Source organism: Flavobacterium franklandianum (assembly GCF_007097365.1).
GTDB lineage: Bacteria > Bacteroidota > Bacteroidia > Flavobacteriales > Flavobacteriaceae > Flavobacterium > Flavobacterium franklandianum.
This window is the reverse complement of record NZ_VJZR01000011.1, coordinates 38,209-64,943: the sequence shown is the minus strand read 5'-3', so window position 1 is coordinate 64,943 and position 26,735 is coordinate 38,209. Positions and strand designations below refer to the sequence as shown.

Below are 26,735 nucleotides of genomic sequence, written 5' to 3'. Positions count from 1 at the left end.
GGCTTTTGTTGAAGCATCAGTTGCTGCTGCCGTAATTGCTGCTGCTTGAGCTGCATTTGCTTTTGTTGAAGCATCAGTTGCTGCTGCCGTAATTGCTGCTGCTTGAGCTGCATTTGCTTTTGTTGAAGCATCAGTTGCTGATGTAGTAATTGCTGCTGCTTGAGCTGCATCGGCTTTTGTTGAAGCATCAGTTGCTGCTGCCGCAATTGCTGCTGCTTGAGCTGCGTTTGCTTTTGTTGTTGCATCAGTTGCTGCTGACGTAATTGCTGCTGCTTGTGCTGCATTTGCTTTTGTTGAAGCATCAGTTGCTGATGTAGTAATTGCTGCTGCTTGAGCTGCATCGGCTTTTGTTGAAGCATCAGTTGCTGCTGCCGCAATTGCTGCTGCTTGAGCTGCGTTTGCTTTTGTTGTTGCATCAGTTGCTGCTGCCGTAATTGCTGCTGCTTGTGCTGCATTTGCTTTTGTTGAAGCGTCAGTTGCTGCTGCCGTAATTGCTGCTGCTTGAGCTGCATTTGCTTTAGTTGAAGCATCTGCTCCTGCTGTTGCTAAAGCAGTTGACTCTGCATTTATTGCTCTTGTAACTTCAGCTGTCAATGCTGTTGCGTCTGCCTTTAAAGCCAATGCCGCAGTATCTACAAAGACAACCCATTTCGTTCCATCCCAAATTTGTAAACCTGGTACAACAGCATTCGTTACATAAACAATCAAACCTGCTGGAAGCGTCGTTCCCATATTTGTCAGATCAGTAGTAGTCATTCGAGGAGGTAAAAAACCTTTGGTTGTGCTTTCTAATTCTAATACTGCCTTTGGATTAATTGTAAACGAATTAGTTCCAATTTTTTGCACAACTTGAGCAGAAGCATCTGTAAGTGAGAAAACAAATAGTATAAGTACTATTATAATTCTTGAAATAGTTTTGTAGTTCATCTTGTTTTTTTTGTTTTTTAATTAGGTTAATTGATAATATACCAGACTTTTCCGTCTGATTGTATCTTAAATGACTTAGGGTAATTCAGTTGAGAAACAGTATTTTTTTTTGATAATTGTATTGGTGGATTTATATTTAATTTATTCGAAGTTTCATCTATTTTATTAATAACATATACTTTACCCGGACAGCTGCTTACCACTGGTAAATTAATTGTGAAGGATCTCATTTCATTATCACATAAAATGGTGTAATCACTGGCAAGAAGATTTTAATCATTAGATATTGTTACAATTGCATTGACCGATTGATTACCGTCTAATTTTTGAATGGCTTGAACAATATTATCAGTAGAAGTTATTTTACCAGCACCACTTTGATATCCCGTAAGTGTTTTCGAAATAACAGCAGCATTATTGATACTAGTCACTCCTAAATTACTAAGAAGTACTTCGCCAGAAACTTGAACCTCTTTGGCAATGCCATTATTATTACCAACAAAAATAGCACCTGAAGAAAGATTATTAATTGCTGTAAGACCACCATTATCACCTACTAAAACCCAAATAGGATTTGATTTTGTTCCTATATTAATTTCGATTGCTTGCAGAGTAGTATTATATAGTATTAAAGCATTAGCAGGATTTTTGATTAAATTCCGTTCTTTTGTACTCATTCTAGGAATCAACAATCCCTTATTATTTGAATAGATATCTAATACTGATGATTCATCAGGTTTTTTGGTGCCAATACCTGTTTGAGCAACTACAAAACCAGATTGCAGCATAATTAATAATATTAAATAATTATATATTTTCATTTATTTAAGAGCGATTTGAAAAAATCTAAAATTTATTTTTATTAATTAATTTTTTTGTAAAAAGGGAAGTACCATTATTTAATTCAATTTTCGTTATGTATACTCCATCCGCAAGATGGAAAGGCTTATCGTATTTGAGATTCCCATTTATACGTTCCGAAAATATTTTTTTGCCCATTATATCATAAATAAACAAAGCCGTTATGGGGAGTGAAGCTTCAATAAATAATCTGTCATTATTTAAGTAAACCAGTAATTCTACTTTATTAAATTTAGGAACCAGCAATTGTTTCGTTGTAGTACCCAATGAAAAAGCTGAATAAGCCGATAAATCTACTGCTGCATTTGAACTAATAGATCCGGAAACCAAACTACTAATTTCACCTTGTATAGAATAATCATCCACTATTGAAGGTATAAGCACCCATTTAGAACCGTTCCAGCCTACAATAGTTAAATTAGGTAGTGAAGATGATGTTAAATCTGAAATAGCACTTGAAGGTCTCCAACTTAGTGAAATGCTAGCATTTACTCCAGTACTTACTATATCCCAGTATTCAACCGAAGATATTGATGTAATTGAGTTGTCCAAAGTACTGCCAATTGTCTTAGGTGCTGATCTAAAATAAGCAGCATCAACTGCTTCAGAAGTTGACGGGGTGACTTGAATTGGGGCATAAACTCCAGATTGCCCTATCGGTAATATAAAAGCAGTGTTACTTTGAGTTTGAGCATACCCATCTACAAAATGCAAGTCGTCGGCTCCGTTCCAGCTGGCTCCATTAGAAAAAGACAACACTCCATAATCTAATTTTGTTCTGCTAGTAATTGTATTAGAACCCAGACCAAAATTAAAACCATTAGAACCGGCATAAAGGACGCTGCTATCGCCAATATAGAGATCGCCATCATTTTGAACTTGTGCTTGTAACGGATTTAATAAAACAAAACAAATTAGAAATAAAATATAGGGGTGAAATAATTTTATTTTTTGTAGAAATATCATAAAAAAATTCAATGATGAAGCATAAACAAAACTATCAAATAAATAAGAATTTTCTTTTAAATATATTAGATAAAAGTCAATTGAGTATTTTTTTAACATTCGTTTTTTTTTTTTTTTTGGCAAAATTATATTTGTTTAACCGATATAAAAAAACAATCTGTTTAAAAGAGTATTTGTCCGACTAAGTACGCGTTTCCTATTTAATAGTCAAGTTTTAACTTTGTTATCATTAAAAATAAAATCAATAAAAATATATTTTTATTGAAAATAATTCAAAATCATTCTTTTTATTAAATTAAAAAAAAACGAAAAATTGTTATAATTTTAGTAAAATATTTCAAAATGGAAGTTTAAATAAAAATAATATTAAGTAACTAAACATTAAATAAATAATCTATTATATAAAAAGAGGATGCCTATCAAAAACATCCTCTTTTTGCAAACAAAGTTAGAACAACAAATTTAATCTTTTACTCCTAGTTTTGTCAAAATATCGTCCATCAAACACCATTTGGTGATGGAGGATTGCAACAAATTGGCTCCCACAAAAGCGGTAAACCACAACCAATTTTGGTTGATATAAATAGCTAATAACAAGCTAATCAGGATGAAAATTCCAGCGATAGCTCTTACGATTCTGTTTTTCATAATGTCATTGCGAGGCACGAACCACTCGAGCGCAGCGAACTGAGCTTATGCTAATCTCGTCCTCTTTTTTTAATTAATAAATAATTTAGTTACTACATCTTTCGATGTTCAGCACTGCTAAATGAATATTTGATTTTGAAATTTGTTCGATATTAAACTTTTTAACCCTATTGAAAAGCCCATCTACTTTATCTTCTTTTACAAAGGCATAAAACAAAACCGATTCCGTTTCTTGCATATTGGTAGCAAACCAATTGGCTTCCAAAGCGTCTTCGGAATTGTCTTTAAATCCTTTTACATCTTTGTAAGAGAAGGATTTAACTTGAGATTTTTTAAGTATTTGTTTGATGTCTTTTTCAAATTCTGTGACTGCGGTTATTAATAGTAATTTCATATTTTTTAAGTTTATTTGATTAATTTAAACACATAGAAACATAGAATTCATTATTGCAAATTAGAATGTTTTAGAAAATACATTTTTACACATAGCACTATGTTAACTATCTTAAGCAAAGAGTCTAATCAATACTATTAAAGCCTTTGTTTCTATGTGTTTAAAAATTATTTTTTATTTCTCCCATTTTTTTCTTTCCGTAATGTAATAGATAACTGGTACTACAAGCAAGGTCAATACCGTAGAAACTACCGCTCCAAACACTAATGAAATAGCCAATCCTTGAAAAATTGGATCAAATAAGATAATCGATGCTCCAATAACCACCGCTCCTGTCGTCAATAAAATAGGCGTAGTTCGCACTGCTCCGGCTTCGATAATCGCTTGCTTCAAAGGAATGCCTTCGTTGAGTCGGATTTCAATAAAGTCTATCAGTAAAACCGAATTTCGAACCATTACTCCTGCCAAAGCTATCATTCCAATAAACGAAGTTGCCGTGAAATAAGCACTCAACAACCAATGTCCAAACACAATCCCAATTAACGAAAGTGGAATCGCCAACATCATCACCATCGGCGTTTTGAAGTTTTGAAACCAACCCACAATTAGCATATAAATTATCACGATTACCACCAAAAAGGCAACTCCCAAATCACGGAAAACTTCCAACGTGATTTGCCATTCGCCATCCCATTTCACGGTAAAATCGCTTTCGTCCGTAGGTTGTTCCATATACAATTCGTTAACTTTATAGCCTTTTGGCACATTCATTTTGGCTAATTTTTCATTCATTCCAAGAATTGCATATACGGGACTTTCCAACGCTCCAGCCATATCCGCCGTTACATAAACCACGCGTTTTTGGTCTTTTCTGTAAATGGTTTTTTGCAACGTATCACGAACTACTTTCACCAAATCACTCACCGGAATCATATTCCCTTGACTACCTTTGATTTTCAGGCTTTGAATGTCTTGCAAACTCGTTTTGTCCTTGTCGTCAAGTGAAAGCACGATGCCCACATTATCATACGAATTCTCGTCATACAAATTAGAAACAGGATATTCTTTCAACAGATAGGTCAAATTTCCAACAACTTGTTGTGGAGCAATTCCGTTGAGCATTGCTTTTTCTTTGTCCACTTCCAGTTTGTATTCCGTTTGATTGTCCTCTACCATCCAATCGATATCCACAATATCCGAAGTGTTTTGCAAAATCGTTTTTACCTGATTCGCCACTTTGATTTGTTCCTTGTAATTAGGTCCATAAATCTCGGCAACCAAAGTTGATAAAACTGGAGGTCCTGGCGGAACTTCAATAATTTTCACATTCGCGCCATATTTCTTAGCAATCTTTTGAATATCGGGACGCATAGCTTTGGCGATGTCGTGACTTTGTAAATCACGGTCTTCTTTTTGTAACAAATTCACTTGTATGTCCGCCATATTACTTCCACCACGCATATCGTAATGACGCACTAATCCGTTGAAAGTAATTGGCGCTGATGTTCCAATATAATTTTGGTAATTCACCACTTCGGGTTTGGTCGAAAGATATTGTGCGATTTCTTTGGTTACGGCTGTAGTGCGTTCCAAAGTCGTTCCTTCGGGCATATCAATCACGACTTGAAATTCGTTTTTGTCGTCAAAAGGCAACATTTTCACCACCACCGATTTGGTGAAAAACATCAAAACCGAACCAAATAATAAAACCACGGTTACAGCCAAAAGGATTCTTCTTTTCGAACTGCTTTCCAATAATGGTCGTTCCAGTTTGTTGTAGATTTTATAAATAAAACTGGTTTCCATTCCCTCTTCGTGTTTGTGTTGTTGCTCGTCTTTTTCTTCCGAAATGTTATTTAAATTTTGGTCGTCAGGAACCCACTTTTTAATTTTAGTTGAAGAAAGACTTTCTTTGTTGTGGGTTTCTTGAAGCAAATGATACCCCAAATAAGGTGTCACGGTCAAAGCCACAAACAGAGACAACAGCATCGCAATCGATGCACCAATTGGCATCGGACTCATATAAGGCCCCATCATTCCCGACACAAACGCCATTGGCAGAATAGCCGCAATAACGGTGAATGTTGCCAAAATCGTTGGATTTCCTACTTCATTGATGGCGTAAATCGCTGCTTGTTTGAATGGCAGTCGCTTCATCTTGAAATGGCGGTGCATATTTTCAGCTATAATGATACTGTCATCAACAACGATTCCCACCACGAAAACCAAAGCAAAAAGCGTAATTCTATTCAAGGTGTAACCCAATAAATAATACGCAAACAAGGTCAAGGCAAACGTCAACGGAACGGAGAAAAACACGACCAATCCGCCTCTCCAACCCATTGCCAAAATCACCAAAATAGTTACGGCAATAATCGCAATGCCCAAGTGTAGCAACAACTCGCCCACTTTGTGCGAAGCGGTTTCTCCATAATTTCGAGTCACTTCAACGTGAACGTCATCTGGAATTAAATTTTTCTTTAAATGGGCAACTTTATCAATAATTTTCTCTGAAATTTTCATCGCATCCGCTCCTTTCACTTTTCCTATAGAAATCGTTACGGCTGGATATTCGGATTTGGCTGTCTTGAATTTTTCATTGGCTTTGCCATAGCCAAAAGACACATAACTTCTGGCTGTAGAAGGTCCATCTTGTACTTTCGCCACTTGTTTTAAATAAACGGGTAAATTCTTGTTTACACCAACTACCAAGTTTTCTACATCCTCGGCATTCGATAAAAATTGTCCTGTGGTAACCAAATATTCTTGGTCATTTTGCACAAAACTACCCGATTGTGAACTTCCGTTATTGGCTTGAATCATTTGCATAATTCCCAAAGCATCCACACCGTTTTCGGCCATTTTATCTTTGTCTAAAATCACTTTCAGTTCGCGGTTGCTGCCACCAATTTCTTTGGTAATTGCCACATCTTTCACTTTCTCAATCTCCGAAGTCACTTCTTCGGCAATCTGGCGCAACTGAAAATCATCTTGGGTTTCACTCCAAAGCGTCAATCCCAACATCGGCACATCGTCAATCGATCGAGTTTTCACGATGGGTTTGTACACGCCTTTTGGAAACATATCTTCGTGTTTCGCCAATTCGTCATACAATTTCACATAGGAACGCTCCACGTCCTGTCCCACATAAAACTGGACTATCAACATTGCTTGACCATTCATTGCCATCGTATGCACGTGCTCCACGCCTTTGATGTTCGAAATTATTTTCTCCAATGGTTTCGCTACACGGCTTTCTACTTCCGTCGGACTTGCTCCTGGATAACCCACCATTACATCGGCCATCGGAACATTAATTTGCGGTTCTTCTTCCCTCGGAATCAGAAACGAACTGTATACTCCAATAATCATCAAAGCCACCATCAACAAAATGGTCAATTTCGAATTGATGAAAAAATGGGCTATTTTACCTGAAATACCTTCTTGCATTTTATTTTTTGTTTAAGGTTTAATTGTTTTTAGTTTAGGGTTTAAGGTTGTTTAAAATTGTTTAAACTGCCACCTGAAATCTGCTATCTACCACTGAACACTACTCTTTACTGAATACTGACCAAAGTTCCATTATACAACTTCCCTTCTGCAGAAATAATATAATGCTCGTTCGAAGACAATCCCGATAAAACTTCCACTTGATTGCCAAAGTTTTTACCAATTCGCAACCATCGCAAAATGGCGATATTTCCTGTTCCTATCGTGTAAATTCCTGTCAATTGACCTTGTTTTACCAAAGCTGCAACTGGAATTAAAACCATTTCACTTTTTGAAACTTGATTTTTATTAGCAATTGGAAATTTTACGTTGACAAACATTCCTGACAATACAGACGAATCGGTTTTGTCTAAATTCACTTTTACCAAATATTGTCCACCGGTATTCGTTGCCGATACACTTACTTCGCTTACTTTTCCGTTAAGCGTTTTGTTAGACGATTTAACCAAAACTTTCACGGCCATTCCTTTTTTGATACTTGCAATATCATTTTCAGAAACCATTGCAGTTACTTGCAAACGAGTTGCACCTTCTAGGCTCAACAACGGCATTCCCGGATTCGCCATATCGCCTTCTTTCACGAAAGTATTGGTTACCGTTCCCGAAAATGGAGCCGTGATATTCGAATATGAAAACTGCGCTAGGACTTCATTTCGCATTTGTTTGGCGCCTTCCAATCCTGCTTTTGACATTTCGTAACGAGCGGTCATATCGTCCAGTTCTTTTTGGGAAGCCGATTGTTGTTTGAACAAATTCACGAAACGATCGTAATCTTTTTTGGTGTTGTTATAACCCGCTATGGCTTGTAAAATACTGGCGTCCACTTGTGCTTTTTTGGCCAGCAAATCGGTGTTGTTAATGCTGACCAACAATTGCCCTGCTCCTACTTTTTGTCCCACTTTTACGTGAATTTTGGTCACATAACCCATCATTCGGGTGCTCAAATTGGCTGATTCTTCGGCTTCAATTTTTCCGCTGGCTGTTATAAATCCGCCTTCGGTGTTTTCAGTAACTCCGCTAACTTTCACAGCAATGGCTGGTTCTGCCTTAATCTGTTCTTTTTTGTCTCCTCCACAAGAAGTCAATACAATTGCGGAAATGGAAAGAATGGCTATTATTTTTTTCATATTGATAACTTTAATTAGTTGTTTTTTCTTTTATGTATTCACTCCTCTTTTGAGGACAATTAAACTTGTATTTTTTTAAACGCATAGAAACATAGTTCGTTTTAATTTTGAAAGGCGTTTCACTTTATGATAGCAAATCATAGCTATGTGAGCCCAAGACCCGAGCGATAGCGAACAGGCGAAGCAATTGGGCTATCCAACTCTTTTTTTCTATGATTCTATGCGTTTAAAATTTTTATTTATTTTGCTAAAAATTGTAAATATTCCTGTGTAAAATCATACTCGAAAACGGCTTGCAACAACTGCAATTCCTTCTGAAACATTTGAGTTTCTGATTGTAATAAATCGGTTGTTTTTTCTAGACCTTGTTTGAATCGATTGCTACGAATTCTATAAGCTTCACGAGATTGTTCCAAGCCTAATTTTTCTAAATTTACTTTGTTTTCGGCATCTTTCAACTGGCGATTCGTTTTGTTGAGTTCCAGTTGGCTTTGCGATTTGTATTGTTGATTTTCCACTACCGATTTTTGATATTCGGCTTTGGCTTTTTCCATTTTCCCAATGGATTTGTAACCGTCAAAAACTTTCCAAGACAATTGCGCGCCCAACAAATACCCTTGTGCATTGGTTCCAAAAAGCGTGTCGTCGTACAATTCGTAGCTTCCAAAAGCATTCAATGTCGGCAATAAATTCATCTTGCTCGATTGCCACATTTTGGCGTAGGCTTCGGATGATTTGTCCATTGCCAGAATGTCTTTTCTATTACCCGAAAGTATTGTATTGCTACTTGAAATAGCAATGGTATTATCCAACTCTTCCAATGGTTTATACACTTTATTAGTATAGTCTTCGTTTAAAAGAAAAGCCAAATAATCGGAAGCGTTTTGCACGTTGCTTTTGGCGTATTGCAACTGGTTTTTGATTTCGTTGACACGAACTTGAACTGATAATAAATCCGTTTTTTGAAGGATTCCTTGTTTAAAATAATTCTCAATTAGTATCAAATTGGCTTCCGCCGTTTTGATTGCTTTTCCCAAAACCTGAACGGCTTTGTAGGCCAACTGCAATTGCATAAAAGATTTGTTGACTTCTAATGCCAAATATTCTCCCGTGCGTTCGGTTTGTAATTGAAACGCCTCCATTTTGGATTTGGCGGCTTGTCTTCCATACAATCCATCTATATTGATAAGCGGTTGTAACACCTCAATTTTGGTAGCATAATTTTGAGTCGCCGATGGATTGTTCAACAAAGCGGGATTAAAATCCGAAGCTGATAAAACCTCCTGATTCAATTTAGAACCAAAAGCCATCAAAGGATTTGTGGTTGAAATTGCGGTGTGCGAAGCGGTAATACTAGGCAAAAACAAGGCGTTGGATTGTCGGTAATCCGCTTGTGCCGATTTGAACGCTTGATTTGCAATCTGGAGTTGCAGGTTTTTGTTGTTGGCTTTTTGCCCAATCTCTTTTTTGGAAATCGTCAAGGTATCTTGCCCAAAACCCAAAACCGAAACCGAAAGGCTGCCGATAATTAGTATAAAATTGATGTTCCTCATAATGATTGTTCTTGATTATGGGGCAAAGATATATTGGCAAAATTTTTTGTTCAGTAACAAGTGTTACAATTGAATAAAAGAAATAATTAGAAATTAATTTAATAATGGATACTTCTAATACTAACTTAATAATTAATATATTTACAATCCATATAAATTTTTGATTTTCTATATGAAATCTATAGATAAAAAACTGACTTACGAAGAATTACTTCAAAAAACTAAGGACCAAGAGTCAGAAATTATTCGTTTACATAATAGTAAAAAATCTGAAACAAATTTAAATTTCTATTTTAATGAATCATTAGATCTAATTTGTAAAGCTGGAACAGACGGTTTTTATAAAGAAATAAATCCAGTCTTTATTAAAACATTAGGGTATTCAAAAGAGGATTTACTTACTAACCCCCTTATTACTTTTATTCATTCGGATGATTTGGAGAAATCTAAAAATGAGTTTGAAAAGTTATCGCAAGGGATTTCATCAATAAATTTTGAAAACAGACTGGTCAAAAAAAATGGAGAAATCGTTTTTATCCAATGGACAACGAGTATGGATATTTCAAAAGAAACCATTTATGCGATCGGACGAGATATTACTGCTATTACAAATACACAAGTAGATTTATTAGAAAGTAAAAAACTACATGAGAATGCACAGAAAATTTCCAAAATTGGTAGTTGGGAGTACAATTTTGAAAGTCGTAAAATGATTTGGTCGAACGAATTGTATTCGATTTATGAATTAGAGAAAATGGACAATCAAGATTTATATCAGGAATATGTAAATCGGTTTTCAAAATCTGATGTTGCCTTGTTCTTAAATAAAATAAAGGAATGTAAAATTGATAAAAATCCATTTGAAGTAGAGCAATGTGCAATCATTAATAAGGATAAATCAAAATGGGTTCACGCAATTGTTTATCCTATTATCGATGAAAAAGGAACTGTAATTGCTTTAAGAGGCAATACTCAAGATGTTACAGAAAAAAAACAACTCAGAGAAATTCTTAAATTAAAAAAACAAGCTGAAGTTGCTCGTAAATTAAAAAAAGTAAAAGAAGATAGTAATGCCAAGTTTAAGCATTACATAGATAATGCACCGGACGGCGTTTTTGTCTTGGATGAAAAAGGAAATTATTTGGATGTAAATCCTTCAGCAACCTTATTGACAGGTTATTCTAAAGAGGAACTCTTGACAATGAAGTTTGGGGATTTGTCTTCTTTAGAATCTGTAGAAGACTACCTTGAGGAATTCCAAAATCTTTTAGATAATGGAATAGCAAAAAAAGAAATTAAGGCCATTCATAAGAATGGAGAAACGAGATGGTTGTCAGTAGAAGCCGTAAAATTGTCCGAAAACAGGTTTTTGGGTTTTGCAAAAGACATTACCGAAAGTAAAAAGGCGATAGACAAAATTGCCCAAAATGAAAAGCATTTTCGGGCCTTGTTAGAAAATAATGATGGAATTATTTCTTTGATAGACGAAAATTTAAACACCATTTTTCGCAGTGCATCTGCTACACGAATAACTGGGTGGAATCATCAAGAGTTTGAAAAAGTTTCTACTAAAGAATACATTCATCCTGATGATCTTGAGGAGTTGCAAAACACAATGCAAAAAGTAATGAATAATCCTGGACGCCCTTTTTCTGTTTTAATAAGAGTAAAACATAAAGAAGGACATTACATTTGGATGAAGGGTTTTATCAATAATATGCTTGATGTTCCTGAAATTAGAGGGATAATTACTAATCTAAAAGATGTAACCAAACAAGTTTTATCAGAGAAAAAAATCATTAAAGCAAATCGACTTTACTTATTTATCAGCCAAATAAACCAGATGATTGTTCGCACCACTGATGTAGAAACGCTGTTCAAAGAAACTTGTGACATTGCTGTTAACCTAGGAAAGTTTAAGTTGGTTTGTATTGGCGTGATTGATCCAGAGACTAAAAAGGTAATTCCCAGAATGCTTGGTGGCGATGATAAAAGTTATTTTTCAACAATTAATACAACTTCATTAGGCTATTTTCAGCAAGAAGATGCAACTTCAGCAGCAATTCAAGAAGGCAAAAGTATCATTTGCAATGATATTGAAAATGATTCCAGTACAGTGTCATCGAGAGAAGAAGCTTTAAGTAGAGGATATCTTTCTTTAATGGCCGCCCCAATAATAAAATTCGCAAAAGTATTTGGAGTAATAACTTTTTATTCAGACGAGAAAAACTTTTTTGATGCCGAAGAGATTGCATTAGTAGAAGAAGCAACAGGCGATGTAGCTTTTGCGTTAGAGAATTTTGAAAAAGAAAGTTTGCGTAAAAAAGCAGAAGAAGCAGTTTTTGAAAGCGAAAACCGGTATCACACACTTACTGAAGTATCGCCGGTAGGAATTTTTCGTTCTGATGAAACAGGTAAGATAACCTATGTCAATACACGTTGGTCTGAAATTGCAGGAGTGTCTTTGCAGGACGTATTAAAAGGTAAATGGGTTGACGCGATACATAAGGAGGATTTAGATTCTGTAGTTAGTGAATGGGAGAATTCGGTAGCAAAAAAAACAAAATCGGCTCATGAATTTCGTTTCGTTCACCCTGATGGTTCAATTGTCTGGGTATTAGGTCAATCAATTCCTGAAATAAATAACGAAAATAAAGTACTTAGTTTTATTGGTACAATAACTAATATCACAGAGCTTAAGTTGATGGAAACCGAATTAATAAAAGCCAAAGAATTAGCCGAAGCAGCCAATAAAGCCAAAACCGATTTCTTAGCTAATATGAGCCACGAAATTAGAACACCATTGAACGGAATAATTGGGTTTACCCATTTATTGATGGAATCAAATCTAAAAAAAAATCAGGCAATATACATGGCTACCGTCAATGAATCAGCCAATTTATTGATGCACATTGTCAACGATGTATTGGATTTTTCCAAAATCGAATCCGGAAAATTAGAATTAAATATAGAGGAAATAAATCTGTTTAAACTATCCAATTATATCGTTGATTTATTTAAATATCAGTCTGATAAAAAAAACATAGAATTATCATTAAGTATTGATCAAAAAGTACCTCAATATGTACTGGGAGATTATGTGAGAATAAAACAAGTACTAGTAAATCTATTAAGCAATGCCATTAAGTTTACAGGTTTTGGAGAAATCCGATTAGACATCAATGAAATTGGTGTGCCAGATAAAAAAAGGTCAACCATTATGTTCTCTGTAAAAGATACCGGTATAGGGATCAAAGAAACTAACAATGAAAGAATATTTAAATCTTTTATGCAGGAAGACAATTCCACAAATCGAAAATTTGGTGGTACAGGTTTAGGCTTGGCCATTTCAAATAATCTTTTAGCCCTAATGAACAGTAAGTTGGAATTAATAAGCCATTATGGCGAAGGAAGCAATTTTTTCTTCATTATTAAATTTAGAAAATCGAATCATAGAAAAAATATAGAGTCTAGCCAAACGAATACCGCAAAAGATAAAAATAGTATTCCCGAAATAGTCCATAGTGATAAAAAGATTTTAATTGTGGAGGACAATAGTATTAATATGCTTTTGGCAAAAAAACTGGTGAAAGCCATAATTCCTAATGCTACTATTTACGTTGCCAAAGATGGAAATGAAGCCATAGAAAAATACATTATGGTAAAACCAAATCTTATCCTGATGGATATTCAAATGCCAAATAAAAATGGTTATGAGGCTGTTGAGGAAATTAGAAAATTAAAAGATTCCGAGACAATTCCAATAATAGCATTGACAGCAGGAATAATGGCTGGAGACAAAGAAAAGTGTTTAGCTTCTGGAATGAATGATTATTTACCAAAACCAATTATTAGAGAAGACTTAAAGCAGATTCTGAATAAATGGCTGAATAAATGATTTTTAATTTGTTTTTAAACTTCTAAATACGACTACTTATCCTTATTCAAGTCTTCTAAAAAATAAATAAAGTTTTCATCATGAGAAAGTTTTAATTTTTTTCTGATTTTATATCTTGCAGTTTCAACGCCTCTAATAGAAATGTTTAATAATGGAGATATTTCTTTATTAGTTAAATCCATTTTGATAAAAGCACAAAGACGAAGTTCACGTTTGGTTAATGAAGGATCAATTATCTTGAGTTTTTCGAAAAATTCTTGATTTATTTTTTCAAAATTAACATCAAAAATCTCCATAAATTCTTCGCCTATTCGATGTTGATTCAGCTTTTGGAAGATTTCGGTTATTTTTCTTCTTGATTCATCACTTTTTAGAAGTTCTCTCAATTGTTTTAGGTCGTCTTGCAACTCACCAAATATGTTTTTTTTCTGGCTAAGTAAAAGGGTATAATTGGCTAATTCTTTGCTTTTATCGATAATATCAACTTCTAAATTTAATTTGTCTTTACTTATAACCTCTTTATCATGTTTTAGATTTAATCTTTCAAGCTCTAATTCTAAAAGTTGTTGTGTCTTTTTTATTTCAACTTTTGATTTAAGACGTTCATATGCTATTTTCTTTTTAACATAAGTTATGATGTATCTAATAAAGAAAAATAGACCTATTAAATATAATAAATAGGCAAGATTAGTTTGATACCATATAGGTAAAATTGAAAATTTAAATTTTGTTTCTATGCCTATAATCCCAGCTAAATTTCTGCTTTTTACAATAAAAATATAGTTCCCAGGTCTTAGATGAGTATATTCTTTAAAAGCAGTATTTTGCCATGGAGACCAATTTTCATCGACATTTTCAAGTTTATAGCTATAATTAGTTTCAGTGCTTGACAGCATTTTTGGAGCAGAAAACTCAAAGCGCAATATATCGGTTTTGTTGGGTAAATCTATATCTTTTTTAGTAGAATTAATTTCTACAAATTCTGTTTTTTGATTGTGAGAATAGGTTATTTGATTGATTAATGTGGGATAGATTTGATTGTTTTGACTTTGGTCTAAATTATATTGAAAAATCCCAGAATTAGTTCCAAATAAAACTTTATTATTGGATAAAGGATAGATACATTCCATTCCTCGGTTAAAACTTCCTTTTAAATTAAGAAATAAATCGATGTTTAATTGTTGATTTTTGGATAAAAAATAACCAGCCTCATCATCTTGAATAAACCATGTTCTATCTGGAGATTGAAGTATTTTTCGAATATTTTTTGAAGGATCAAAAAGTTTGTTTAAAGGTTCAAAAGGTTCAAACCTATTGGTGGTAGTATTGTAAAAATAGATTCCAGTATTAGTTGTAAAAACAATTTTAGCATTCCAGTTAAAAACATTTATGTTATAGGGTGATTTGAATCCATTTTTATTTGTAAAATGATCAACAATATCCACTCGAGAATAATCATTGTTAATATGGATTCTATACACCCCTTTGTAGCCGTGGCAAATCCAATACGTATTGGGTTCATAATCGGCTAATAAATCTCTTGTAGATTCATCAAAACCAGTTATTTTATGCTTTATATTCCATTGGTTGTTCTTTTTTTCTACAAGAAACAAGCCGTTGTAATTGGACCCCAGATATAATCCTGGGCTATCTTTTATTTTTGTTAATTTCCAAAATCCAGCTTCTTTACCAATTTTTTTAACGTTACCATTGGTCAACTCATAAAGACCTGTATCGTGTGAAATCATTAAAGTGCCTTCAAAATTTTGAATTGCCCAAGTTTGACCTTGTAAATCTTCAATTTTTTTAAAATCATAACTACTATTATTACTTGAAAAATAAACACCATTATTGGTGGCTGTATATATAACTTTATCTTTTATAACTATATCATAGATAGAGGCTTGGTCAAAAATAGAAACAAAAGGGGGTTTGTAATCTAAAAAATTCAATCCATTATTGGGTAGTACCCACGTATTGTGATTTTTGGTTTGATATAGAAAATGGATGGTTGCATTTGAAAGCCCAGAAAAAGTAGTAGCCTCTTTTTGAATGGCACCTGCTTTTGTAATTTTAATTATTTTAGAACTTCTAGTTCCTAATAAATAATCGCCATTATTGTCAAGTAATCCAAAAGTTACTTGGTCTTTTTTTGAATTCTCAAAAAGATTGTATTTTTTTTTGATTGTTTTGGTGTTTATATTTCCCTTAAACACATTCCCTGATCTTGAAATAATTGTTACTGTATTTACATCCGAAGTAGGAAGAATAGAAGCTATTTCTCCATTTAAAAAAGATATTTCTTCAAATACAAGTTGAAGTGTCATTGTTTTAACATTCAATTTATAAATCCCAAAACCTGAATCTTGTACAAAATAAGTATCATTTACTTTCTCAGAATAAACAAATGATTTATTAGCAGGAAGTTGAGAAATTTCACTTCCGTTAATAACTATAAGTTCCGTAAATGATCTATAGATTATCAGTTTGTTAAATTGATGTACTTGCCAAAGATTTTCAATATTTTTATTTTCTAAATGATACTCTGACAGTAACGATTTGTAAAAATAATTTCCAAACTTGTTTTTTTGTAAAGTTCCAAATTCGTTATAACCTCCAGCATATATTTTCCCTTCTTTAGTTTTAACCAAACTCCGTACGGAAGAATTATTAGGAAGAAAAACTTTTTTCCAATGTTCACCATCATAAATTAGCGCACCGTCATTATTACCAAAAATTAATGTACCGTCGTTGTTTTCACACATAGTCCAAAACTGAGGATCAGCTTTAAAATCTGTTCTATTGTAATGAACAATTTTTGGTATACCTAAATTAGTTTGACTTTGATTCGGGATGGTTTTTGTTTGGCAAAAGACAATTGAGGTATAGAGTAAACCAATACTAAATACTATTCTTGAAGAATAAATTTTATACCACAAGTGAATTATCTTTTTAATGTTTAATGCAATCATTGTATTTTTTTATAATAAAACAAAAGTAATCATTTTTTATCGGCTATTTCGACAGTTAAAATTTAAATTAAAACGCTGTTTAACAATATCTTAAAATAATAAAAGTAATTATTCCGTAGTCAATTATAGAATTAGCGTAATTCAAGTGTAGTGAAATTACAACGATGTAGCTAAACTAAAACTAATATTGTAATGTCAATTATGGTATTGCTATTTATTTCGTTTGAATTTTAATAAAAAACAATACTAGAAGGACAAAATTATTTATAACCTATTATTTTAACTAAATTTAATTTTATTATGAAAACAAAATTACATTATTTAATTATCGCATTACTGTTTGTATTTAGCATGATTGCACAAGTTACAGGTCCAGTAACCATTACAGGAACCGGAACTGGAGGTTGGAATCAACCTGGAGGCTTAACTCTAACTACTACGGATAGCGGTACAACTTGGACTGCTTCGAATTTTGAAATTGTTGGAGATGGAGCAATGAAATTTTCTGAAGGAGGAACTTGGGCTACAACTGGTGGTTTTACAGGAGCTAATGTTGCACCATTTGGTTTCCCGAGCGGAACTTTAACGATTGATGGCGGAAATGATATTAAAGGTACGCCAGGTTTCTGGAACGTTACCTATAATGCAATAACCAAAGCGTATTCATTTACTGCAGGAGTTAACCCTAATCCAGTGATAAAAATTAGTGGTGGTGGTTTAGCAGCGGATGTAAGATTGAATTCAGCTAACGGGATTGCTTACAGCAAGAAAAGTATGTATTTTTCGGGAGGTGTTGGTAAATTTATTGAGGATGGAACCGCAAACCAATGGGGTGGTGCCTTTCCTGATGATGCGGCAGCTGTGCTTGGAGGAACGATAACAGTAGATGCTGGACCTTATAATGTGTATTTCACAAAAAATGCTGCAACTCCTAAAGAATATGTTTTTGAGCCAGTGGTAGTGAGTATAATTGGTAATTTTGCAGGAAGTAATTGGGGAGCTGATCTTGATTTAACAACGGTGGATAATATGCATTATACATTAGACAATTGGATGCCTGTTATTGGTAGTAACACCGATACCTCTTTACATTTTAAAATTAGAGACAACCACGATTGGGCAACCCAATATGGTGAGAGTACTGGTACTAATGGAGGTAATAACTTAGCATTGACAGGTACCGCAAAAAACGGTATTGCTGGTGGCGGAGGAGATATTTATATTCCTTGGGGAAAAACATATAATGTTGATTTTAATAGAGCTACTGGAGAATGGGTTTTTTCTGAAGTTTTGGGAGTGAATAAATTTGTTGCGAAAAACTTTAGTGTTTATCCTAATCCAACACTAAATTCTTGGAAATTTGCTTCAGCAAACAGTGATATTACTTCTATATCAATTGTTGATGTTTTAGGTAAAACAATTATGAGCAAAAACACTTCTTCAAGAGAAGTATCGGTTGACGCATCAGGTCTATCAAAAGGGATGTACTTAGCAAAAGTGACCTCTGGAGATTCAGTTCAAACTTTAAAAGTTGTTAAAAATTAATACATTTTTATACTTATAAATCCCTTGCAATCAACATCGCAAGGGATTTTTTTAATCCCACATTTATAGTATTGCATTCAAAAGAGAGTCTTCGTTTTTTTATAAGAAGATAGGTGTTAACCAAAATACACTAGCATTAAGTGATCTTTTATAATCATTTTTTCAAAAGATAATAAATGTTCATAAAAAATTATCAAAAATATTTTTTGTAAAAATGAATCTCTCTACTTAAAAACACAAAACTAAAACCATACTGTTATGAAATTTAAAAATTATTTCATTTTACTTTTCTTATTTATTGCTGCATTTGTTAATGCGCAAACAATAGAGATTAAAGGTACAATTACCAATTCAAAAGATAAAGATCCTGTTTTTGGAGCCAATGTTGTTGTTAAAAATTCAAAAAAAGGAGTAACAACTGATATCAATGGGAACTATAGTATTAAGGTTAACCCGAGTGATGTACTCCTATTCTCTAATGTTGGTTTTACTTCAAAAGAAATTAAAGTTCAAAAATCGCAAGTTTTAAATATCAGTTTAATTGAAGAAGCTAACAAATTAGAAGAGGTTGTTATCAATGTAGGATACGGAACTCAAAAGAAAAAAAATGTAACTAGTGCTATCTCAACGGTAAAATCGGATGCCTTTGATGATCGCCCTCTATATAATGTTGCTCAAGCTCTCCAAGGTAATGCTTCTGGTGTAAATGTAGTTCAACCATCTGGAAAACCGGGTGTTGGGTTAGATATTAGAATTAGAGGTTTAAGCTCTATTCAATCTGGTAATAATCCGTTATTTGTTATTGATGGGGTTCAAACCTATTCTAGTGATGGATTAAATACCGATGATATAGTAGATATACAAATATTAAAAGATGCCACATCAACAGCCATTTATGGTGTAAATGGTAGTGCTGGTGTTGTTTTAATTACTACAAAAAAAGGAAAAGCCAATAAAAACACATTTAACTTTAGTTCCTATTATGGAAGTTCAGAAATTGTAAAGAACATCCCTATTTTAAATCCAGATCAATACAAATCCTTGATGGCAGAAATTAGCCCAACCTATGTCTCAGATGCTAGCAATCCTTTATACGCAGGTATCAATACGGATTGGACAAAAAAAGTTTTTCAAACAGGACAAGATCAGAATTATAATTTATCTTATGCAGGAGGAACAGATAAAATAAAAGCATTTGTATCATTTGGGTATCAAGATACTCAGGGGATAGTTAAACCTTCTAATTTTTCAAGATTATCGGGTAGAATAAATTTAGATGTAGAAGCAACATCTTGGTTAAAAGCTCATATTGGAATGAATCTTATCAATACAGAACTCAACAACACTAGCGATAATAATAGTGCAAATCAAGGCGGTGTTATTCTTAGCGCCCTTACTACCCCCTCTTTCTTACCGGTTTATGCAGATGATTTAGCTGGAGGTGCTGCTGCTGGCGGACAATTACCGGGGCAATTTGCTGCAAATCCAACAGCTTCCTTAGAAAATCCGGTCTCATTTCAAAGCAGACAAGAGGATAATAATACGGTTAGATATTTGGGCAATTTGAGTTTTGATATTACGTTACTAAAAAATTTAGTATGGAAACCTTCTTCGTCTGTTGAAATATATAGAAGTGTTTACGAATATTTTGTAGATAGTTATCGATCCAATTATGGTCGTAATAATAACAATACTGATCCCACAACATTAGGGATTGGAAGAGAACATACCGCCCGTTCTTATAATCGAAATTTTGAAAATACTTTGAATTATTCCATAAAATCTGAAAATCACGATTTAAATGTATTAGTGGGAAATAGTATTCAAAAAGAAAGATACGACCAACTTAAAATTGAAGGCACAGGTTTTGATCCTTTGTTAAGAAAATTAGATATTTCTAAAATGATGTACACTAATCCATTAGCCTCTGATACCATTGCTACCGAAAAAAATTATGTTTCCTATTTTAGTCGAGCTACCTACAATTATAAAGGAAAATATATTGTTAATGGTGTAGTTAGAGCCACGGGTGCTTCTCAATTAGCAACTAACAGCAAGTGGGGAGTTTTTCCTGGAGTTTCTGCTGCCTGGATAATTTCAAACGAAAATATCTTAAAAAGCAATACCACGGTTTCTGAATTAAAATTAAGACTCGGTTGGGGACAAACAGGAAATATTTCTGGAATTGGTCCCTATTCTTCTTATGGTTTACTGGGTGATGATGGAGGCAATCTTTTAAATTATATAAATACTGATTTGTCTTGGGAAACGACTACCGATAGGAATATAGGAATCGATTTTGGAATGATTGACAATAGAATTAAACTAACTGCCGACGCCTTCCAGAAGACAACTACAGATTTAATTAATACCATTTATATTGAAGGAGCGGCTTATATTTATAATGCTGGGAAAATGGAAAATAAGGGACTCGAGTTAGCCTTAAATACTATTAATTTTAGAGGAGATTTCAACTGGAATACAAATTTTAATATCACATTTATTAAAAACAAAATCCTTGAAATGGGATTACAACCTATTGAATATGCGGGTTATCAAAACGTCAATCGATTAGAAAAAGGACAACCATTAGGTAATTTTTATGGCTATGTAGTAGATAGAGTGAATCCAGCAACGGGTGTGTTAGAATATAAAGATACCAATGGAGATGGCGCACTAACTCCTCAAGACAGAACAATTATTGGAAACGCAATGTTCGATTATTATTTTGGTTTTACAAACACATTTTCTTACAAAGGATTCTCTTTAGACGCTTTGCTTACCGGTGTTCAAGGCAATGATATTTTTAATGCTTCTCGAGTAGATTTAGAAGGAATGCAAAATTCAAAAAATCAATCTATTGCAGTATTGGACAGATGGACATCAGCAGGACAAATTACCAATATTCCTAAAGCACGTGACGCCACTTCAACTTTAGCTTCTAATAGATTTATTGAGGATGGCTCTTATGTGAGACTAAAAGCGGTAACTTTTGGCTATAATTTTAATAAAATATTTTGGGGTATAAATGCTTTAAAATTGTATGCCACTGGACAAAATTTAATAACATGGACCAACTATTCTGGATTTGATCCCGAAGTAAATTCCTCTAGCAGTAATAGTGGAAAAGCTCAAGGAATTGACTACGGAACTTATCCACAAGTAAGAACTTTTATCTTCGGCTTAAAAGCTGGATTTTAATACCAATTTAATAAATAGAAATTATGAAAAAATATAGTATAAATAATAAAGTGTTACTCGTTTGTATCAGCGTTTTATTGTTTTCGGGGTGTAGTGATTTTTTAGACACTAAACCTATTACAAGTGAAATTAGCCCTCCTCAAGACGCACAGGTATTAAAAAATGCTCAAGATGCTGAAAATGCAATTAAATCGTGTTATCAAATTTTTGGAAACGAATATTGGCAGTTTGATTATTTCTTTTTAGGAGATGCAGGTTCAGATGTGGCTTATGCTGGTGGAGATGGAGAAGATTTTTTTCAAATTGATGAGTATCGAATAATTTCGACAGATTATGTGGTGGCGAGAGACTGGAATCATCTAAATGATTTTGTAAAGTTGTGTAACAAAGTGATTAACTATGTAAATACTGTACCCGATTTGTCTCCACAAAGAAAAGACGAAATGATGGGTGAAGCCTCATTATACCGAGCCTTATTTCGTTTTCAAGGGGTACAAACTTGGGGGGAATTTCCTATTGTGACAGAATACATCTCCTCAATTAACCAAGACAATTTCGAAACAATTTATCCATCGTTATATCCATCCAGAAAACCTGTTACCGATGTTTATGCTGCTATAATTGCAGATTGTGAAGTAGCTTTAGTAAAAGCACCGGCCGCAACTTCGACACCTGCAAGTAAATATAAACCTAATAAAGGTGCCGCAAACGCATTATTAGCTAAAGTATATGCAACAATGCCAAACCCCGATTGGGCAAAAGTTATTCAACATTCAAATGCTGTGATTGCTGGAGGATACACTTTATTACCAACGTATGATTTTTTATTCGACAACAAACACGAAGGAAATGCAGAATCTATCTGGGAAATAAATGGAGAAGGAAATGGAAGCGTTATTAGTGCTTGGTGTACAGATGTTTTCTTAGGATCTAATTGGAAAAAATTTAATACCCCTTCTCATGCTATAAGTAATGCGTTAGCCACAGAAAATAAAAGAAGAACTTCTTCAATTAAAAAATTTCCAACCACATTTGCCGATCCATATTGGACAAGCTATACCCAATTTCCAAACCCTTGGAAGATGAGAGTTTCTGATGCTACTCAAAATTTCTACATTTTCCGATTGGCAGATATATTGCTTTTAAAAGCTGAAGCATTGGCTCATACCGGTGACCTTACGGGTGCAATGGCATTAGTCAATCAAGTGAGAACTAGAGTATCAATGCCAAACATTGCTCCAGCAACATCTCAAGATGATGCCATCAATAAAATCCTTAATGAAAGATTTGTGGAACTGGCTTTTGAAGGACAAAGATGGTTTGATTTAAAAAGAGAAGGCAAATCGATTGAAGTTTTATCGAAACAAACCTATCCAAAATATAATCCTGTAACACAAGTATTTGATATAGTTCTTATGCCTTATGCTACTAATATTACCGCTAACGATTTACTATGGCCTATTCCACAGGCAGTTTTAGACAACAACCCAAATCTTTCACAAAATCCAGGGTATTAATTCAAATAATTTGTACTATTTTTTTTAAAACGAATCACAAAATGCCTCATTGTTTTATTTTTTTATAATCTGAATGAGTAATAAATTTTAGTGATTCGTTTTTTTAAAAGAGATTCGAATGATTATGCTTTGAATAATATATTAAATTGCAGAATTTAGTAAAATTATTTCTTAAGTTAGACAATACCCATTCATCCCTCCTATTCTATGCTGCTTTAAAAAGCAATAGTAATTCCATTTAAAATGAATAATTCAAATAAAATATAACGCACTCTATTTTTCGCATTAATGAGCTTGATACTCAAATTATAACAAAAGAAAATACATTTGAACCATCAGGTAGCATCTTCCTGTTTATGATAAAATAAATTTTAAATAACAAATATGACTCCAATAAATAGAATTATGAAACTAATACTTTTATTAACATTTACCGCTTTTCTCTCTAAATGTTCTTCGCCAAATGGAGATCCTACTCCTGTTACAAAACCCGTAGTAAGTATTACAAGTGCTCCTGTTACTGAAGGAACTAATGTGTTATTTACAATAGCATTAAGTATTAGTAGTGTTTCTGCAACTACAATTGATATTGTAACGTCACCAAACACTGCTTCGACTGCGGATTATACCACAACTAATGTATCCACAACAATACCAGCAGGACAAACATCAGTAACTGTAACTATTCCAACAAATAATGATTCTATTGGCGAATTGACAGAAACTTTTACCCTCACAGGAACAGTAACCTCTAACAATACTTCTAATACTTCTCCAATACTAGCTATTGGAACAATCTTAGATAACGGAATTGTTCTTGCTAGTGAATTGGACATTTGGTTAACAAAAGGTGACCAATCCGTATTACTTCAAAAACAAAATACAACACAACTATTTGGAACTACGGCCAACACTTTTCAAACAATTACTATTGATGAAAATCAAACTTACCAAACCATAGACGGATTTGGGTACACCCTAACAGGTGGAAGTGTAGAAGTTATCAACTCTTTGAATGCAACAAAAAAACAAGAACTTTTACAAGAACTTTTTGGCAATGCAACAACTTCTATTGGCATAAGTTATTTACGGATTAGTATTGGAGCTTCTGATTTGAATTCAACTGTTTTTTCATATAATGACTTGCCAAATGGCCAAGTGGATACTGCTCAAACAAATTTTAGTCTTGCCGCTGACAATGCGGTAATTCTTTTACTAAAAGAAATTTTACTTATCAATCCCAATATAAAAATAATGGCTGTGCCGTGGTCAGCTCCATCGTGGATGAAAAACAATTTCACTACAGTGGGAAGTAGTTTAGCAGCTATTTATTATAATTCGTATGCTACTTATTTTGTAAAATACATTCAAGGAATGAAATCAAATGGCATTACAGTTGATGCGGTTTGCCCACAAAACGAACCTTTAAATCCTAACAATAATCCAAGTATGACTATGTCAGCGGAGCAACAGTTAAGTTTTATAAAAAAACTAGGATTAGCATTTCAAAACGCAAGTATAACTACTAAAATAGTTAGTTACGATCACAATTGTGATGTTCCTAGTTATCCAATAAGTATTTTAAGCGATGCTACAGCCTACCCTATTGTTGATGGTTCTGCTTTTCATTTATATGGTGGAGATATTAGTGCTTTGTCCACCGTTCACGATGCTTTTCCGAATAAAAAAGTATATTTTACAGAACAATGGACCTCATCTACTAGTGATTTTAGAAACGATCTGAAATGGCATGTGAAAAATGTTATCATTGGTTCCATGCGAAATTGGAGTGTCAATGCATTAGAATGGAATGTAGCCAACGACCCCAATTTTGGGCCGCATACTGCTGGTGGATGTTCTCAATGCAAAGGTGCTATTACAATTAATAACAGTACTACTTATACACGCAATGTTGCTTATTACAATATTGCACATGCTTCTAAATTTGTTCCTACAGGTTCCATCAGAATTGCGTCAAATATAAGTGGGAATTTAAGTAATGTAGCCTTTAAATCACCATCTGAAAAAAAAGTACTTATTGTTGAAAATGATGGAAATACAACTGAAACTTTTAATATAAAATTTAACGGAAAATGGATTACCACATCTTTAGAAGGTGGCTCTGTTGGAACATACATTTGGTAAAATGAAAACAAAAAAAACTGCAACAACACTACTTTTAATGATTTCGATTTTTGGGTTTTCGCAACAAAAAAGTAAAATACAACCAAAATCTTTTTCAACAAAAGATAAAATAATAACCGTTTATACTTCTGCGGATAGTACTAATTTGAGGTTATCAAAAACCGATAATCTTACATTTTCAGATTTAAAACAACCAGTAGAAACTCAAGTTTGTATTTTTGTAAATCCAGACAAGACTTATCAAACATTCCTTGGAATTGGTGGCGCAATAACAGATGCTTCTGCTGAAGTTTTTGCAAAATTATCGCAAGATAAACAGCAAGAATTTCTTGAAGCTTATTATTCAAAAGACAAAGGAATTGGCTATTCTTTAATGCGAACGAATATTCATAGTTGTGATTTTAGTAGCGATTCCTATACTTATATTGAGGAAGGCGATAAAGATTTAAAAACGTTCAGTATAGACCACGACAGGAAATACAAACTACCTTTGATAAAAAAAGCAATTGCAATGGCAGCTGGTAAAATGACTTTTTTTGTAAGTCCTTGGAGTCCTCCAGCTTTTATGAAAGACAATGCTTCGATGCTAAAAGGCGGTAAATTATTGCCCGAATTTTATCAATCTTGGGCAAATTATTATGTAAAATTTATTAATAGTTATCAAAAAGAAGGAATTCCAGTTTGGGGTCTAACCATTCAAAACGAACCAATGGCAGTTCAAAAATGGGAGTCTTGTATTTATACCGCAGAAGAAGAACGTGATTTCTTGAAAAACTATCTTGGACCAACATTAAAAAAGGCAGGACTTGGCGACAAAAAAATTACCATTTGGGATCATAACAGAGATTTAATGTCCCAAAGAGCAAGTACAATTCTTGATGATCCAGAAACTAGTAAATATGTTTGGGGAATTGGATTTCACTGGTACGAAAACTGGAGTGGAGGCGAAATGATGTTCGAAAACGTAGGCAAGGTTCACGAAATGTATCCTAACAAGAATTTACTTTTTACCGAAGGTTGTGTTGAAAAATTCGATGCTCTAAAATACCAACTATGGAAAAATGGAGAGCGCTACGGAAAATCAATGATAAACGATTTCAACAATGGAACAGTGGGTTGGACAGATTGGAACATCTTACTCGATGAAAATGGCGGGCCAAATCACGTGGGTAATTTTTGTTTTTCACCTATTCACGCTGACACAAAAACAGGCGAGTTGATATACACTCCTTCTTATTATTTTATTGGACATTTTTCAAAATTTATTGATAAAAATGCAAAACGAATTGGTTCAATTGCCAGTAGAAGTCAATTGCTAACCACCTCTTTTATAAACAATGATGGAAAAGTGATAACTATTGTGATGAATCAAAGCAATAAAAAAATAACGTATAATTTATGTGTAGGAACTTCATCATCAGAAATTTCTATTTTACCACATGCTATACAAACTTTGGTATATTAAAATCAT

At 33.6% G+C, this 26,735-nt stretch carries 14 protein-coding genes; 6 read left to right on the top strand and 8 right to left on the bottom strand.

What is annotated here, in order from left to right:
* Positions 1–1,199: 1,199 nt before the first annotated feature.
* The 7 genes from FNW17_RS12170 to FNW17_RS12140 form a co-directional block, all read right to left on the bottom strand.
* A complete protein-coding gene (locus FNW17_RS12170) occupies positions 1,200–1,715 on the bottom strand; it encodes a hypothetical protein (RefSeq protein WP_144071770.1) in 516 nt (171 codons plus the stop codon).
* A 58-nt stretch (positions 1,716–1,773) separates the two neighbouring features.
* Positions 1,774–2,754 (bottom strand): T9SS type A sorting domain-containing protein, encoded by a 981-nt coding sequence (locus FNW17_RS12165; protein WP_144071769.1) that lies wholly within the window; start codon positions 2,752–2,754, stop codon positions 1,774–1,776.
* Between the two features lie 462 nt (positions 2,755–3,216).
* Positions 3,217–3,402 (bottom strand): YgaP family membrane protein, encoded by a 186-nt coding sequence (locus tag FNW17_RS12160; protein WP_143389334.1) that lies wholly within the window; start codon positions 3,400–3,402, stop codon positions 3,217–3,219.
* Between the two features lie 85 nt (positions 3,403–3,487).
* Complete coding sequence (locus FNW17_RS12155; RefSeq protein WP_144071768.1) at positions 3,488–3,796, bottom strand: hypothetical protein; 309 nt, start codon at positions 3,794–3,796, stop codon at positions 3,488–3,490.
* Positions 3,797–3,970: 174 nt separating this feature from the next.
* Positions 3,971–7,246, bottom strand: a complete 3,276-nt coding sequence (locus tag FNW17_RS12150; protein WP_144071767.1) for an efflux RND transporter permease subunit — start codon at positions 7,244–7,246, stop codon at positions 3,971–3,973.
* Between the two features lie 107 nt (positions 7,247–7,353).
* Positions 7,354–8,433: an efflux RND transporter periplasmic adaptor subunit gene (locus FNW17_RS12145; protein WP_144071766.1), complete on the bottom strand. Its 1,080-nt coding sequence runs from the start codon at positions 8,431–8,433 to the stop codon at positions 7,354–7,356.
* Between the two features lie 239 nt (positions 8,434–8,672).
* Complete coding sequence (locus FNW17_RS12140) at positions 8,673–9,986, bottom strand: TolC family protein (protein ID WP_144071765.1); 1,314 nt, start codon at positions 9,984–9,986, stop codon at positions 8,673–8,675.
* A 172-nt stretch (positions 9,987–10,158) separates the two neighbouring features.
* On the opposite strand from FNW17_RS12140, the gene FNW17_RS12135 reads away from it, so the two are divergent.
* The gene (locus FNW17_RS12135; protein ID WP_143389329.1) at positions 10,159–13,884 is read left to right on the top strand and encodes a PAS domain S-box protein; all 3,726 of its coding nucleotides are present in this window, start codon (positions 10,159–10,161) and stop codon (positions 13,882–13,884) included.
* Between the two features lie 32 nt (positions 13,885–13,916).
* Here FNW17_RS12135 and FNW17_RS12130 read toward each other — a convergent pair whose 3' ends face one another.
* A complete protein-coding gene (locus FNW17_RS12130) occupies positions 13,917–16,856 on the bottom strand; it encodes a triple tyrosine motif-containing protein (RefSeq protein WP_144071764.1) in 2,940 nt (979 codons plus the stop codon).
* Between the two features lie 300 nt (positions 16,857–17,156).
* On the opposite strand from FNW17_RS12130, the gene FNW17_RS12125 reads away from it, so the two are divergent.
* From FNW17_RS12125 to FNW17_RS12105, 5 genes are all read left to right on the top strand, one after another.
* Positions 17,157–18,401: a T9SS type A sorting domain-containing protein gene (locus FNW17_RS12125; RefSeq protein WP_144071763.1), complete on the top strand. Its 1,245-nt coding sequence runs from the start codon at positions 17,157–17,159 to the stop codon at positions 18,399–18,401.
* Between the two features lie 258 nt (positions 18,402–18,659).
* A complete protein-coding gene (locus FNW17_RS12120; protein WP_143389326.1) occupies positions 18,660–21,602 on the top strand; it encodes a SusC/RagA family TonB-linked outer membrane protein in 2,943 nt (980 codons plus the stop codon).
* 23 nt (positions 21,603–21,625) lie between these two features.
* Positions 21,626–23,119, top strand: coding sequence for a RagB/SusD family nutrient uptake outer membrane protein (locus FNW17_RS12115; protein ID WP_144071762.1), 1,494 nt, complete (start codon positions 21,626–21,628; stop codon positions 23,117–23,119).
* A gap of 405 nt (positions 23,120–23,524) precedes the next feature.
* Entirely contained in the window at positions 23,525–25,264 is a 1,740-nt protein-coding gene (locus FNW17_RS12110) for a glycoside hydrolase family 30 beta sandwich domain-containing protein (RefSeq protein WP_144071761.1), read from the top strand.
* 1 nt (position 25,265) lies between these two features.
* Positions 25,266–26,729, top strand: a complete 1,464-nt coding sequence (locus tag FNW17_RS12105) for a glycoside hydrolase family 30 protein (RefSeq protein ID WP_144071760.1) — start codon at positions 25,266–25,268, stop codon at positions 26,727–26,729.
* Positions 26,730–26,735: the final 6 nt, after the last annotated feature.

Bases quoted from the DNA above. Each gene is read 5' to 3' on its own strand.
- FNW17_RS12165 (WP_144071769.1), bottom strand. From the start codon at position 2,754: ATGATATTTCTACAAAAAATAAAATTATTTCACCCCTATATTTTATTT.
- FNW17_RS12115 (WP_144071762.1), top strand. From the start codon at position 21,626: ATGAAAAAATATAGTATAAATAATAAAGTGTTACTCGTTTGTATCAGC.
- FNW17_RS12155 (WP_144071768.1), bottom strand. From the start codon at position 3,796: ATGAAATTACTATTAATAACCGCAGTCACAGAATTTGAAAAAGACATC.
- FNW17_RS12140 (WP_144071765.1), bottom strand. From the start codon at position 9,986: ATGAGGAACATCAATTTTATACTAATTATCGGCAGCCTTTCGGTTTCG.
- FNW17_RS12130 (WP_144071764.1), bottom strand. From the start codon at position 16,856: ATGATTGCATTAAACATTAAAAAGATAATTCACTTGTGGTATAAAATT.
- FNW17_RS12110 (WP_144071761.1), top strand. From the start codon at position 23,525: ATGAAACTAATACTTTTATTAACATTTACCGCTTTTCTCTCTAAATGT.
- FNW17_RS12150 (WP_144071767.1), bottom strand. From the start codon at position 7,246: ATGCAAGAAGGTATTTCAGGTAAAATAGCCCATTTTTTCATCAATTCG.
- FNW17_RS12120 (WP_143389326.1), top strand. From the start codon at position 18,660: ATGAAATTTAAAAATTATTTCATTTTACTTTTCTTATTTATTGCTGCA.
- FNW17_RS12160 (WP_143389334.1), bottom strand. From the start codon at position 3,402: ATGAAAAACAGAATCGTAAGAGCTATCGCTGGAATTTTCATCCTGATT.
- FNW17_RS12105 (WP_144071760.1), top strand. From the start codon at position 25,266: ATGAAAACAAAAAAAACTGCAACAACACTACTTTTAATGATTTCGATT.
- FNW17_RS12125 (WP_144071763.1), top strand. From the start codon at position 17,157: ATGAAAACAAAATTACATTATTTAATTATCGCATTACTGTTTGTATTT.
- FNW17_RS12145 (WP_144071766.1), bottom strand. From the start codon at position 8,433: ATGAAAAAAATAATAGCCATTCTTTCCATTTCCGCAATTGTATTGACT.
- FNW17_RS12170 (WP_144071770.1), bottom strand. From the start codon at position 1,715: ATGCTGCAATCTGGTTTTGTAGTTGCTCAAACAGGTATTGGCACCAAA.
- FNW17_RS12135 (WP_143389329.1), top strand. From the start codon at position 10,159: ATGAAATCTATAGATAAAAAACTGACTTACGAAGAATTACTTCAAAAA.